General features: G+C 61.5%; 12 protein-coding genes. 9 read left to right on the top strand and 3 right to left on the bottom strand.

Annotation, left to right across the window (positions count from 1 at the left end):
* The first annotated feature begins 51 nt into the window (after positions 1-51).
* The 5 genes from Q9290_RS15125 to Q9290_RS15105 all read left to right on the top strand — a co-directional run bounded on the left by Q9290_RS15125 (position 52) and on the right by Q9290_RS15105 (position 4,255).
* On the top strand, positions 52-297 hold the full coding sequence (locus tag Q9290_RS15125) for a DUF2960 domain-containing protein (protein ID WP_306080482.1): 246 nt from the start codon (positions 52-54) through the stop codon (positions 295-297).
* Positions 298-580: 283 nt separating this feature from the next.
* Positions 581-2,263 carry a carbon starvation CstA family protein gene (locus tag Q9290_RS15120; RefSeq protein WP_306080481.1) on the top strand — a complete coding sequence of 561 codons (1,683 nt, stop codon included), beginning with the start codon at positions 581-583 and terminating at the stop codon, positions 2,261-2,263.
* Positions 2,260-2,532 carry a cory-CC-star protein gene (locus Q9290_RS15115; RefSeq protein ID WP_165662031.1) on the top strand — a complete coding sequence of 91 codons (273 nt, stop codon included), beginning with the start codon at positions 2,260-2,262 and terminating at the stop codon, positions 2,530-2,532. Before Q9290_RS15120 ends, Q9290_RS15115 begins: the two co-directional genes overlap by 4 nt.
* Positions 2,533-2,600: 68 nt before the next feature.
* Positions 2,601-3,599 carry an ArsA family ATPase gene (locus Q9290_RS15110; protein WP_306080480.1) on the top strand — a complete coding sequence of 333 codons (999 nt, stop codon included), beginning with the start codon at positions 2,601-2,603 and terminating at the stop codon, positions 3,597-3,599.
* A gap of 80 nt (positions 3,600-3,679) precedes the next feature.
* Entirely contained in the window at positions 3,680-4,255 is a 576-nt protein-coding gene (locus Q9290_RS15105; RefSeq protein WP_306080479.1) for a cupin domain-containing protein, read from the top strand.
* A gap of 92 nt (positions 4,256-4,347) precedes the next feature.
* On the opposite strand, the gene Q9290_RS15100 is transcribed toward Q9290_RS15105, so the two are convergent.
* The 3 genes from Q9290_RS15100 to Q9290_RS15090 all read right to left on the bottom strand — a co-directional run bounded on the left by Q9290_RS15100 (position 4,348) and on the right by Q9290_RS15090 (position 8,181).
* Entirely contained in the window at positions 4,348-5,841 is a 1,494-nt protein-coding gene (locus Q9290_RS15100) for an aldehyde dehydrogenase (RefSeq protein WP_306080478.1), read from the bottom strand.
* Positions 5,842-5,851: 10 nt separating this feature from the next.
* On the bottom strand, positions 5,852-7,213 hold the full coding sequence (locus tag Q9290_RS15095) for an aspartate aminotransferase family protein (RefSeq protein ID WP_306080477.1): 1,362 nt from the start codon (positions 7,211-7,213) through the stop codon (positions 5,852-5,854).
* A 206-nt stretch (positions 7,214-7,419) separates the two neighbouring features.
* Positions 7,420-8,181, bottom strand: coding sequence for a gamma-glutamyl-gamma-aminobutyrate hydrolase family protein (locus Q9290_RS15090; protein WP_306080476.1), 762 nt, complete (start codon positions 8,179-8,181; stop codon positions 7,420-7,422).
* Between the two features lie 263 nt (positions 8,182-8,444).
* Between Q9290_RS15090 and Q9290_RS15085 the strand changes: the two genes are divergently transcribed.
* The 4 genes from Q9290_RS15085 (at position 8,445) to Q9290_RS15070 (ending at position 13,755) form a co-directional block, all read left to right on the top strand.
* Complete coding sequence (locus Q9290_RS15085) at positions 8,445-9,818, top strand: glutamine synthetase family protein (protein WP_306080475.1); 1,374 nt, start codon at positions 8,445-8,447, stop codon at positions 9,816-9,818.
* A 14-nt stretch (positions 9,819-9,832) separates the two neighbouring features.
* Positions 9,833-11,785 carry a Na+/H+ antiporter NhaC family protein gene (locus Q9290_RS15080; RefSeq protein WP_306080474.1) on the top strand — a complete coding sequence of 651 codons (1,953 nt, stop codon included), beginning with the start codon at positions 9,833-9,835 and terminating at the stop codon, positions 11,783-11,785.
* A 171-nt stretch (positions 11,786-11,956) separates the two neighbouring features.
* On the top strand, positions 11,957-13,228 hold the full coding sequence (locus tag Q9290_RS15075) for a sensor histidine kinase (protein ID WP_306080473.1): 1,272 nt from the start codon (positions 11,957-11,959) through the stop codon (positions 13,226-13,228).
* Entirely contained in the window at positions 13,225-13,755 is a 531-nt protein-coding gene (locus Q9290_RS15070) for a response regulator transcription factor (RefSeq protein WP_306080472.1), read from the top strand. Before Q9290_RS15075 ends, Q9290_RS15070 begins: the two co-directional genes overlap by 4 nt.
* The last annotated feature ends 131 nt before the right edge of the window (positions 13,756-13,886 follow it).

The raw sequence follows: 13,886 nt of genomic DNA, 5'->3' as shown, positions 1-13,886 counted from the left end.
TGAGTGTGAGTGGGGTTTGCAGCGACAATGGCGCCTTTTACGGAGCTTTCCATGGCCTTTCGCATTCGTTACCACTACCGCAAGCAGCAAAAGGAAATCGGCTACGCCAACGACAAGCACCACAGCATTTACGATGCCATTGCTGCCGCCGAGGGCCTGGATCTGGCGGAATTTCGTCGCATGGAAGATCAGCTGGCCAATATCAGCCGCAACGATCGCAAAACCATGAAGGAATTTCGGGAAGAATACTTCTGTAAGCTGGGCTTCAGCCAGATCACCATTTTCCGGGATGAATAAGCCGCTAGAATACGACGTGACTCAACTTGTTTATTATTCTTTTTAACCAAGCCCTGGCAGTGTAACAGGCTGCCCTTCCCCTTTTATTTTGGTGGCTTTGTTTGCGTTGGGTGGTTATTTCCTTTTTTCGTCGCTCCTGACTGTTTGAGTTTCATTTGAATTTATTGCTACCGTATTGATTCCGGAGGGTTTTTCCTTTTTATTGGTGCCTTTCGGAACCCGGTTTGACGATGCCGGGAATGCTAACAATGATAAGAAAAACTCTTTACGGGAGAGCGGTGCAATGAATGCCATATTCCTGATGTTGTGTGGGCTGGGTGCCATGGCGCTCGGCTATTTTGTTTATTCAAAATTCGTGGCCGAAAAAATCTTTCGGCTGGACCCCGGCTTTCGCACGCCGGCCCATGAATTTGAAGACGGGGTGGACTATGTGCCCACCAACAAGTTTGTGCTCTGGGGTCACCATTTTACGTCGGTAGCCGGGGCGGCGCCCATTGTGGGTCCGGCCATCGCGGTGATCTGGGGCTGGGTGCCCGCCTTTTTGTGGGTGGTGTTCGGCACCATCTTCTTTGCCGGCGTGCACGATGCGGGCGCTATCTGGGCCAGTAACCGCAACAAGGCCAAATCGGTGGGCGCGCTCACCGGGGATGTGGTTGGCAAGCGCGCCCGCAGCATTTTCATGATCGTTATTTTCCTGGTACTGCTGATGGTGAACGCCGTGTTTGCCGTGGTCATCGCCGGCCTGCTGACCAAGTTCCAGACTTCGGTGGTGCCGGTATGGGGCGCCATTGTGGTGGCGTTGATCATCGGTCAGCTGATTTACCGCAAAATGATTGGCCTGCTCACCGTTTCCGTGGTGGGCGTGGTGGCCCTCTATGCCCTGATCTGGGCCGGCCCTTCTGTGCCGCTGGCGCTGCCCGAGATGTTTATGGGCATGACCGACAAGGCCCAGTGGATCATTCTGCTGTTTGTTTATGCCGCCATCGCCTCGCTGCTGCCGGTATGGATGCTGCTGCAACCCCGGGACTACATCAACGGTCTGCAATTGTTTGTGGGCCTGGGCCTGCTCTATGGCGCCGTGCTGCTGTCGGCCCCGGAGGTGGTGGCGCCGGCGTTTAACGAGAATGTGCCCGAAGGCACGCCCTCGCTGGTGCCGCTGCTGTTTGTGACCATCGCCTGTGGTGCCATCTCCGGCTTTCATGGTCTGGTGTCGTCCGGTACCACTTCCAAGCAGCTCGACAAGGAAACCGACCTGCGTTTTGTGGGCTATTTCGGTGCCATTGGTGAGGGCTGTCTGGCGCTGGCCGCCATTATTGCCGCCACCGCCGGCTTTGCCACTTTGGCCGACTGGCAGGCCACTTACAGTGGCTTTGGTCAGGGCGGGGTGGCCGCCTTTGTGCAAGGCGGCGCCAACATTCTGAGCAACGGCCTGGGCTTTGATATCGAGCTGTCGCAAACCATCCTCACCGTGATGGCGGTGCTGTTTGCCGGCACCACCATGGACACCGGCCTGCGGTTGCAGCGCTACATCTTTCAGGAATGGGGCGTTATCTACAAAATCAACTGGATGCAGAAAGCGGCCCCGGCCACCCTGCTGGCGGTGGCTTCATGTTTGCTGCTGGCCTTTGGCTCCGGCGGTGACGGCTCCGGCGGTCTGCTGATCTGGCCGCTGTTTGGTACCACCAACCAGTTGCTGGCGGGTCTGACCCTGCTGGTGATCACCGTGATGCTGGCGCGTCTGGGCCGGCCTATGTTCGTGACCCTGATCCCGCTGTTGTTCCTGCTGGTGATGACGGTGCTGGCGCTGCTGATCCAGCTCAAGGGCTTTTACGATCAGGCCAACTGGTTCCTGTTTGCGCTGGATCTGGTGGTGCTGGCCGCGGCCATTCTGGTGGCGCTGGAGTGCGGCTCAACCCTGACCAAACTGCGCAGCGGCAAGGTCGAAGGGATCGAGGACAACTCGTGAAAATCAAGCGGGTGCTGGCCTGGATAAACCGGGCCAGCCAATATGCGGAAGAGGTGTACAACGCGCCCTACCGGGCGGCCATTGCCCGGGCCCGGCGCGAGGAAGACGACCTCTTTATGCTGCTGGTGTTCTCGGAAATGATGGGCGTGCCGAACCCGGCCTCCTATTACACCCTGGAACTGCAACCCCTGCTGCTGGAGCGGTTTCACGACTGGCACAAGCGCATGGGCATGGAGCACTCGCCGCTGGATCACTTCCGCTGCTGTTAATTTGGGGCAGATGATGTGGTTTGCCCGAAGCCGGCTGTAATGCCGGCTTTACTGTTTGGAGATATTGAATGTTACTGACCGACAAGCGCGTGTTGCTGGTGGGCGGCAAGGGCGGCGTGGGCAAGACCACTGTGTCATCGTCGCTGGCGCTGCTGGCGGCCCGCCGGGGCAAGCGCTGCCTGCTGGTGTCGACCGATCCCGCCCACAGCCTGGCCGACGCCTTTGGCCGTGAAATCGGCGATACCATTACCCGGCTGGCCCCCAACCTCGACGGCCTGGAGCTGGACCCGGATCACGAGGTGGAGCAACACCTGGCCCGGGTGCTGGAACAACTCAAGCGCTTTACCCGGCCCGAGATGTACGGCGAGGTGGAGCGGCAAATGCGCCTCACCCGCCAGTCGCCGGGGGCCCAGGAAGCGGCCCTGCTGGAGCGCATGGCCCGAGTGATGGAAGAGGGCCTGCAAACCCACGATCTGGTGATTTTCGACACCGCCCCCACCGGCCACACCCTGCGCCTGCTTAGCCTGCCCGAGGCCATAGCCGCCTGGACCCAAGGCATGCTCAAAAGCAACCAGCGTTCGGAAAAACTGGGTGAAGTGCTGGATCACCTGACCCCGGGCAAGGACGTGGACAGCCCCTTTGGCGACCCGCGAGCCCACGAAACCGCAGGCATGGACGAGCGCACCAAATCCATTACCGAAACCCTGCTGGCACGTCAGCGGCTGTTTCAGCGCACTCGCCGGCTGCTGACCGACGGTGAACAGACCGCGCTCTTGTTTGTGCTCACTCCTGAGAAGCTGCCGATACTGGAAACCGAGCGGGCGGTGGCGGCGCTGAAAGACGAAAAGCTGCCCCTGGCCGGGCTGGTGGTGAACCGCATTTTGCCCGATGAAGCCGACGGCGCCTTTCTGGCCCAACGTCGCGAACAGGAAAAAAACCACCTGGCCGAGATTGCACGGGTCTTTGCCGATTTGTCCCGTTATTCGCTGTATTTGCAGCCCACGGATATTCAGGGGCTGGACGGTCTGGGTGACATGGCCTCCCGGCTGGAGCGGGCCGGGCTGTAAGGGCTGGAATTCAATTTACAGCCGGATTTGGCATTGAGTAGAATTTGCCGAGGATTTTCTTTTTTGTGTAACGGAGCAACATGACAACGGCGAAGCAGGGCGACGACAATAACGATGTGGGCACCCGCCTGAAGGCGGTGCGCCTGATGCGCAATATTTCCCAGCGGGAGCTGGCCAAACGCACCGGCGTGACTCACTCCAGCCTGTCGCTGATCGAACAGGGCAAGGTCAGCCCGTCGGTGAGCTCGCTGAAGAAGATCCTCGACGGCATTCCCATGACGGTGGGAGAGTTTTTTACCCTGGATCTGGAAAACACCGATCAAATTTTTTTCAGCCCCGAGGAACTGCAGGACGTGGGCAGCGGCAATTTGTCGCTGAAACTGGTGGGTTACAACCGCAAGAACCGGGCCATGTCCTTTATTGTGGAGACCTATCCGCCCGGCGTGGACACCGGCCACGATATGATGGCCTACCACGGTGAAGAAGCCGGCGTGGTGATCGAAGGGGAAATCGAGATCACTATCGGCGCTCAGCACCGGCTGCTGAAGGAAGGCGACAGCTACTATTTTTCCACCACTCAGCCTCACCGCTTTCGCAACAACAGCGATCAACCCTGCCGTATCGTCAGCTGCTCCACCCCCGCCAAGCATTTCTGAAAAACCAAGGGCGCCTTTTGGCGCCCTTGGTGTGTGAATACCTTGCCGCATTGCGGCAAATTGCGGGCGAGCCGCCCGCGCTCCAGGGCTAATCAGCCCACCCCGAACTCTATCCAGGTGGTTTTCAGCTGGCTGTATTCGGCCAGGGAGTGCAGCGACTTGTCGCGGCCGTTGCCGGACTGCTTATAGCCGCCAAAGGGCACCGTCATGTCGCCGCCGGCGTAGTTGTTGACGAACACCTGGCCCGATTCCAGCCGCCGTGCCGTGGTCAGGGCGCGATCCAGGTTTTGAGTCCAGACCGCCGCCGCCAGACCGTATGGGGAGTCGTTGGCGATGGCCACCGCCTCGTCGGCGCTGTCAAAGCCGATCACCGCCAGCACCGGGCCGAACACCTCTTCCCGCGCCAGGGCCATGCCGTTGTCCACCTTGTCAAACACCGTGGGGGCAAAATACAGGCCGCCGTTCATGTTCACCGGCTCGCCGCCGGTGCGCAGGCGCGCGCCCTGTTTGTGTGCCGCGGCTACGTGGCCGGCAATGCCGTCGAGCTGGGTGGCATCGACGATGGCCCCCATGGCGGTGGCCGGATCCAATGGATTGCCGGGTTGCCAGGCGCTTGCAAAGTGCAGGATGCGCTCCACCAGCTCATCTTTAATGGAATTTTCCACCAGCAGCCGGGATCCGGCGATGCACACCTCGCCCTGGTTGTAGAAAATGGCCTGGGCCGCTTGCTCTGCCACGCGATCCAGATTGCCGGCGTCGGCAAACACGATATTTGCGCTCTTGCCGCCGCACTCCATAAAGGTGCGCTTCATGTTGGACTCGCCCGCATACTGGGTCAGCAGCTTGCCCACGCCGGTGGAGCCGGTAAAGGCCAGGGCATTGACGTCCATGTGCAGGGCCAGGGCCTTGCCTACGGTATGACCGTAGCCGGGCAGCACCTGCAACACGCCGGCAGGCAGGCCGGCCTCATCGGCCAGCGCCGCCAGCCGCAGCGCACTCAGCGGAGACTTCTCCGACGGCTTCAGGATTACGGTATTGCCGGCGGCCAGGGCCGGGGCAATTTTCCAGCAGGCCATCATCAGCGGAAAGTTCCAGGGCACGATGGCGGCCACCACGCCCAGGGGTTCCCGGATCACCAGTCCCAGGCTGCTGGCGGCGGTGGGGGCGATTTCGCCATATACCTTGTCGATGGCCTCGGCGTTCCAGCGCAGGCAGCGCACCGCCGCGGGCAGGTCCACTTCCAGGCTGTTGGAGATGGGCTTGCCCATATCCAGGGTTTCCAGCAGCGCCAGCTCCTCGGCGTGTTGCTCTACCAGACTGGCGAACTGCAGCAGAATGCGTTTGCGCTCCGCCGGGGCCAGGTCGGCCCAGTGGGGCAGGGCGGTGCGCGCGTGGGTCACCGCCAGGTCGGCGTCCTGCTCGTCACAGCTGGCCACCTCGGCCAGTTGGGCGCCGGTAGCCGGGTTAACACTGGCAAAGCGTTCGCCGGAAATGGCTTCGCAGTAGCGGCCGTTGATAAAGGCGCGGCCCTCGGGCCGCAGTCCTTCACTCAGGGCTTGCCAGTGGGCAAGGGTGTGTTGCGTCATGGTCGCCTCCTCAGTCCATGATGCCGAGCTGGCGGGCTGTGGTGTCCAGGCTTTCCCGGGCCAGGCGTACCAGCTCGTCAATTTCGGGCCTGGTGATCACCAGGGGCGGCGACACCACCATGGTTTCGCCCACGGAGCGCATGACGATGCCGGTGTTAAAGCAGTTGTCCCGACAGCGGCCGCCGATACCCGGCTCAAAACGGGCCAGGGTGGTTTTGTCGGCCACCAGCTCCAGCGCACCCAGCAGTCCCAGACTGCGGGCCTCGCCCACCAGCGGGTGATCCGCCAGGCTGGCCCAGCGTTCGGCAAAGTAGGGCGCGGCCACTTCGCGCACGTGCTCCAGCACCCCGTCTTCTTCCATCAGCTCCAGATTGCGCAGGGCCACGGCGGCGCAGGCCGGGTGACCGGAATAGGTAAAGCCGTGGTAGAACTCGCCGCCCTGCTCGATCAGGGTCTCGGCCACCCGATCACCCACCAGCACGCCGCCGATGGGCAGATAGCCGGAAGACAGCCCCTTGGCGATGGGCATGAGATCGGGCTTGATATTGAAATGCTGGCTGCCGAACCATTGGCCCAGCCGGCCAAAGCCGCAGATCACCTCGTCGGCAATCAGCAAAATGCCGTAGTGATCGCAGATGCGCTGAATTTCGGGCCAGTAGCTTTCGGGCGGAATGATCACGCCGCCGGCACCCTGCACCGGCTCGGCAATAAAGGCCGCCACCCTGTCCACACCCAGTTCCTTGATCTTCTGCTCCAGAGAACGCGCCGCCAGCAGACCGAATTCTTCCGGGCTCATTTCCCGGCCTTCGCCAAACCAGTAGGGCTGAGCGATGTGCTCCACGTCCGCCAGCATGGGGCCGCCCTGCTCGTGCATGGGGGCCATGCCGCCCAGGCTGGCGCCGGCCACGGTGGAGCCGTGGTAGCCGTTGCGCCGGCCGATGATCACGGTTTTTTCCGGCTGGCCCTTGAGCTGCCAGTAGCGGCGCACCATGCGCACGACCGTGTCGTTGGACTCGGAGCCGGAGCCGGTAAAGAACACATGGTTGATGTGCTCGGGGGCCAGCTCGGTGAGCTTTTTGGCCAGTTTGATCGCCGGTGGGTGGGCGGTCTTGAAGAAGTTGTTGTAGTAGGGCAGCTCGGTCATCTGGGCGGCGGCGGCGTCCACTAGCTCCTGGCGGCCATAGCCCAGGTTCACGCACCAGAGGCCGGCCATGGCATCGAGAATGCGGTTGCCTTGTGAATCAACAATATAGATGCCCTCGGCACTGGTGATGATGCGGCTGTTGCTGCCCAGATCCTTGGTATCGGTAAAGGGATGCAGGTGGTGCTGGCCGTCCTGCTGGCGCAATTCTTGAGTGTTGTACTGATGCATGATGGTGTCCTTTTCGTTCATCTGTTGCTTAGGTACAGACCATTGCCACGCCAACACGCAGCATAAATTGCCACCTTCACTTTTTGACTGCTGCGAACTTTCACTGGAAGTTCGGTCAGTCAATAAGCTCGGTGCTAGCGAGCAAGCTCGCCCCTGTATGCTCGGCGATGGCAACGGCCTGTACCCTCTTGTTCGAGCGAGTTTCTTCAGGCGTTGACGCGCTGGCGGTAGTTCGCGCAGGCGGCGCCAAAGGCGGTAAAGATGGCGGCGTAGAGCGGGTGTTCATCGGTGCGCCACTCCGGGTGCCACTGCACGCCCAGAGCAAAGGGCAGGGTGGGATCACTGATGGCTTCCACCAGGCCGTCCGGCGCCAGGGCCTCGGCCACCAGGCCCTCGCCGAGGCGGTCAATGCCCTGCTGGTGCAATGAGTTCACCTCAAAGTTCAGCTCACCGGTAAGCCGGTGCAGCAGGCCGTCCGGATTCAGACTGAGGGCGTGGGCCGGCTCGTAGTGGTTGTTGACGCCGACGGTATCCGGCTCGCGATGATCCATCAGGCCGGGCAGTTCCTGCAGCGGCTGGCGCAGGTTGCCGCCGTAGGCCACGTTCATTTCCTGCAGGCCGCGGCAAATCCCCAGCAGCGGCAGTTGCAGCCGGCGGGCGGCGCGGATCAAAGACAGCGCGGATCCGTCCCGATCCGGATCCAGCCGGCACTCGGTGTGATCCTGATCGGCGGCGTAATGGCGCGGATCCACATTGCTGTAGCTGCCGGTGAGGCAAAGGCCGTCGAGGCGTTCAAGGATCCCTTCGTTCAGGCCTTCGGCCAGGGCCGGCAGCAGCACCACTTCCACCTTCGCCGAATGGCGCAGGGCGTCCACGTACTTGTTCACCACCATGTGGCAATGGTGCCCTTCAATCTGTCGCTGACAGGCAGTCACGCCAATCAGGGGCTTGTGCATTATTCTTTCCATGCTTACACCTGCTCAAACCGGTTGGTTTATATATTCAACGGATCTCACCGTCGGGTTGATAGGGTCATGGAAGCATGCTAATGACGCAAAATCCAGCGTGAAAGCGTAATTAAACGGTATTTAGGTTTAAATAGTGTGACGAGGTTAACCCTTTTTTACAACCATTTAACCTTTTTGGTGGCCGGGTGATTGTCTTGAATTGTTCATTATCCTATAACAAATGGCATTCTGGATGGTTATTAAAACGCAACATGGAGGTCACCATGAGTGACAAGGGCATGCAAGAGGCCCGGGAATTTCTGGAACGAAACCCGGATATCAATTCCATCGATCTTATGATCGGCGACATCAACGGGGTGATCCGCGGCAAGCGTATTCCCCGGGACAGCCTGCTCAAGGCCTATGAGGAAGGGGTCTGTCTGCCGGCCTCGCTGTTTGCCCTCGACATTAACGGCAACACCATTGAGGAAACCGGGCTGGGGCTGGATCAGGGCGAAGGCGACCGGTTGTGCTTTCCGGTACCCGGCACCCTGAGCCGGGTGCCCTGGCAGGACAGACCCTGTGCCCAGCTGCTGATGAGCATGTATGAAAACGATCACAGCCCCTTTGTGTATGATCCCCGCCATGTGCTGCAGCGGGTGCTGGATCGTTTTTCCGATCTGGGCCTGACGCCGGTGGTGGCGGTGGAAACCGAGTTTTATGTGATCGATCGGGAACGGGATGATGAGCACCAGTTGCAGCCGCCGGTGTCGCCGGTGAGCGGCAAGCGGGATCGTCAGTGTCAGGTGTATTCGCTGTCGGATCTTGATGACTACTGCGATTTTCTCGAAAGCATTCAGCAGTCGGCCCTGACCCAGAACCTGCCGGTGGACACCGCCATTGCCGAGTGCGCCCCGGGCCAGTTCGAGATCAACCTCAAGCACAGACCCGACGCCATGCAGGCCTGCGACGAGGCGGTATTGCTCAAGCGGCTGATCAAGGGGGTGGCGGCGCGCCACAGCATGGAAGCCACCTTTATGGCCAAGCCCTACAACCAGGAGGCGGGCAGCGGCACTCATATTCACGTGAGCCTGGTGGACCGCGACGGCAACAACCTTTTCTGCGGTAACGATGAGCAGGCCCTGGGCAGCGAGCTGCTGCAACAGGCGGTGGCCGGGGTGCTGGCGCTGATGCCCGAGTCCATGGTGGTGTTTGCGCCCAATGCCAACAGCTACCGCCGTTTTCAGCCCGGTTACTATGTGCCCATGAGCCAGACCTGGGGTGCCGACAACCGCACCGTGGCGGTGCGTGTGCCCGGCGGTAACCCTGCCGCCCGCCGGCTGGAGCACCGTGTGGCCGGCGCCGATGCCAACCCCTATCTGCTGGTGGCCAGCATTCTGGCCGGCATTCACTATGGCCTGACTCACCAACCGAAGGCCCCCGAGCCGGTGACCGGCAACGCCTATGCCAGCCACCCGCCCAGTCTGCCCAACAGCTGGATCCAGGCCCTGGATCAGTGGCAACGCAACGAGATCCTGCCGGAATACCTGGGTCAGGAGTTCTGCCGGGTGTACCACGCCAACCGCTATGGCGAGCGGCAACTGTTTATGCGCCATGTCAGCTCGCAGGAGTATGACTGGTATCTGCGTTCGGTCTGACAGGAGAAAGTCCCATGGAAGGATGTCATATTCGCCGCTGGCTGATGCCGCTGCTTACCCTTGTTTTACTGCTGCCCGGGCTGACCCGGGCCGATGGTCCTGCTCTTGAAGCCCCGGCCCTGGTACTGAAGGGCATTCCCTTTGAGGTGACGGTGACCGGTGCCACCGACCAGCCCCTGTGGCTGGTGCAGGGGGAGCGTCGTCATGCCCTGACCCCGGTGGACGGCAATGCCAGCACTGAGCTGGTCACCGAGGCCGACAGCCTGGCGCTCAGCCTGCAGAACGAGGCCGGCACTGTGCTGGCCGAAGCGGCCAGTCCGGCCATTTCGGCCTGGCTGTCGGTGGTGCCGGCGCTGCTGGCGATCGTGCTGGCACTGGCGTTTCGTCAGGTGATACTGGCGCTGTTCGTGGCTATTTGCTGTGGCGGCTGGCTGGGTTATGGCCTGGCCGGCGACAAGCTGCTCAACAGCGTGCTCGACTCGGTGAACGTGCATGTACTGACGGCCGCCAGCGACTCCGAGCACATGTCGGTGGTGCTGTTCTGTCTGCTGATCGGCGGCATGGTGGGCATTATTTCCCGCAACGGCGGCACCGTCGGCATTGCCCGGCACATTACCCGCTTCGTGCGCGGCCGGCGCAGCGCCCAGACCACCACCGGTCTGCTGGGCACCGCGATTTTCTTTGATGACTACGCCAATGCCCTGATCGTGGGCAATACCATGCGCAACATTACCGACAGGCTGCGTATCTCCCGGGAAAAGCTGGCCTATCTGGTGGACTCCACCGCCGCACCCGTGTCGGCCATTTTGCTGGTAACCACCTGGATTGGCTTTCAGGTAGGCTTGATTGACGAGGCGCTCAGTCTGGTGGACGGCTTTGACGGCTCTGCCTACGGCGTGTTTATGGCGTCCATCAGTTACAGCTTCTACCCCATACTGGCACTGGTGTTCGTATTTATGATCAGCCTTTCCGGCCGGGATTTCGGCCCCATGCTCAAGGCCGAGCAGCGGGCGGTTCGCCGGCAGGCAGAGGCGGATGATGAACTGACCGACCGGGAAGCCATTGCCGAGGAAGCCAGCATCGACGCCAAACCGGGTATTCCCCACCGGGCTCTGAACGCCATTATTCCGATGACGGTACTGGTGTTCACTACCCTTGGGGGTATCTGGTATACCGGCATGAGCGAGCTGGGCTTTCCTGCCGAGGCCGGCCTGCGCGAGGTGTTCGGTAACAGCGACTCCTTTACCGCCATGATGTGGGGCTCCCTGCTCAGTACTCTGGTGGCGCTGGTGATGACCCGCCTGCAGGGCCTGCTGAGCATGGACGAGGCCGCTCATTACTGGTTTGAAGGCGTGAAGTCGATGCTGCTGCCCATCACCATTCTGATGATGGCCTGGTCGCTGTCGTCGGTGAACGAGACCCTGAACACCAGCGATTACCTGGTAAGCGTGCTCAGCGACAGCCTGCAGCCGGAGCTGATCCCGGTAAGCGTGTTTGTACTGTCGGCCTTTACCGCCTTTGCCACCGGCTCTTCCTGGGGCGTGATGGGTATCATGATGCCCCTGGTGGTGCCCCTGGCCTGGGCGGTGCTGCAGCACCACGGCCTGGCCGGCGATCCGGAGGCCATGCACCTGTTCTACGCCTCGGTAGCGGCGGTGCTGGCGGGGGCGGTATGGGGCGACCATTGTTCTCCCCTGGCCGAAACCACCCTGCTGGCGGCCATGACCTCGGGCTGCGGCCTGGTAGAGCATGTGCGTACTCAGTTGCCCTATGCGCTGTTTGTGGGCGTGATTGCCACCCTGTTCGGCATTGTGCCCGTGGCCTACGGCATGCCCTGGTGGCTGGGTATCATCATCTGTTCCCTGGCCATGGCCGCCGGCCTGCGGCTGCTGGGCAAGCGTGCCGACGCCGAGGAAAGTGAGCCGGTCACTGTTGAGCCTGTTGAGGCAGCCAAAACACCTTCCTGAAGATTTGGCAATGCGAAGCAGCAGAGTTGCGCTTTGGCCGACAGTTTGCACGGTCCGACAAGCGCTAAAAATACGTAACTGAGAACGCCGGGAGTGCGACATTTCGCCGCACTCCCGGCGTTTTTATTCGTGTTAACATGGCGTTTTGTTTGAGTTTTATTCAGCGCCATCATGACTCGATCTGCTTCTGCCACCCTGCCATTGCTCGATTTGGATCGCGTGCTTCGCTTCAGCCTGTACAGCCGCTGGGTGTTTGTGGCCGTGCTCGGCACCAGTACCCTGATTTTTTACTGGCTGAAACCGAGCCTGCCGCTGCTGCCACTGGCTGCGGTGGCGCTCGGCATGGCCGGGCTGAACCTGTGGCTGACCCGCGCCGGGCGCAGTGGCTGGCCGGCACAGCGATTGCTGGCGTTTGGCCTGCTGCTGGATGTGCTGGCGCTGGGGCTGGTGCTGGGCCTGACCGGCGGCGCCAGTAATCCGCTGGCGGTGCTGTTTCTGCTGCCATTGGTGATGGCGGCGCTGGTGTGTTCGCCCCGCTTTGCCTGGTGGCTGACCGCCCTTGCCACCGGCCTCTACCTGCTGCTGTTTTTCTGGCATATACCGCTGCCGGCGGGAGAGCACGCGGGTCATGGCAGCCACGAAGCCTTGTTCAACCTGCATCTCACCGGCATGTGGCTGACCTTTGCGCTGTCGGCGGGGCTGATCACCGCTTGTGTGTCGCGGCTGGTGCGCATTCTGGGCGAGCGGGAACGGCGCCTGAACCAGGCCTACCAGCGTCAGGACACCGATGAACGGCTGCTGGTGCTGGCGATGGAAGCGGCGAGCCTGACCCACCAGCTGTCCACGCCGCTCAATAATCTGTTTCTGCTGAACGAAGAGCTGCGCGAAACCCCCAATCTGCCCGAGGAGGTTCAGGAGGATCTGCAACTGGCCCACACTCAACTGAAGCAGTGCGCTGACATCCTGAGCCGGCTCAAGCACCAGAGTCAGGCGGAGCAGGAGCCGGTGCAGCTATACCGTACGCTGAGCGAGCGGCTGGCCCAGTGGCAGAACCTGCGCCCGGAGGTGCGGGTGGACTGGCAGCGGCCCGCTGATGCACAGGACCGGGAAGTGCGGCTCAGCCCGCTGTTCTGGCCGGCGCTGTTCAATATTCTCAATAATGCCGCCGACGCCGGAGAAGGGCGCATTGAGCTGCTCACCAGGCTGCACGACAACGGCGACTGGGAGCTGGGCGTGCATAATCGCAGCGGCGTGCTGAGCGAGGCCCAGCTGCGCCGGGCCGGACTGGATCAGTTCGACTCGGGCAAACCCGCCGGGCTGGGACTGGGAGTCTGGTTGTCTCACGCTACCCTGTCGCGCCTGAACGGCCGGCTGGAGCTCGGCAACCATGCCGAGGGTGGGGTCTATGCCCGCATTCTGCTGCCGCTGGAGCCAACGCCATGATGACCGATTTTCTGCTGGTGGATGATAACGAGACCTTTGCCCGCCTGCTGTGCCGGGGCTTCAAGCGCCGGGGCCTGAACCTGGAATGGGCGCAAACCGGCGACGCGGCGCTGGCGCTGCCGGCCCGCTATCAGGGCATTCTGCTGGATCTGAACCTGGACGGAGAAAGCGGCCTGCAACTGCTGCCCGAGCTGGTGGCGGCCCAGCCTCAGGCGCGCATTGTGGTGCTGACCGGCTACGCCAGTATCAGTACCGCCATTGCCGCCATCAAGCTAGGGGCGCTGCAGTACCTGCCCAAACCGGCGGAGATCGACGCCATTCTCGCCGCCTTTGAGGAAGAAGACGCCGAGCAGACCGCGGGCCTGAACATCGAGGAAGAGTCGCCCTCACTCAGGCGCCATCAGTGGGAATACGTGCAGTTTGTGCAGCAGCAGCATGAGGGCAATATCTCGGCCACGGCTCGGGCCCTGGGCATGCATCGACGTACCCTGCAGCGCATGCTGCAAAAGCATGCGGTCAGTCGTTGAGGGCTGCGACAATGTGCCGCATGGTGCCGCGATGTGATTTTTTCTACCATGAACGGGACTCATCTTTCACTACCCGTGCAAAGGATTCCGGCGGCGCTTATCGGCGCCGCACTTTTTATTTTTAGGAGTGA

This window comes from Oceanimonas aquatica (genome assembly GCF_030732065.1).
GTDB lineage: Bacteria > Pseudomonadota > Gammaproteobacteria > Enterobacterales > Aeromonadaceae > Oceanimonas.
The sequence above is the reverse complement of the archived record's forward strand: the minus strand, read 5'-3'. Positions and strand labels throughout refer to the sequence as shown.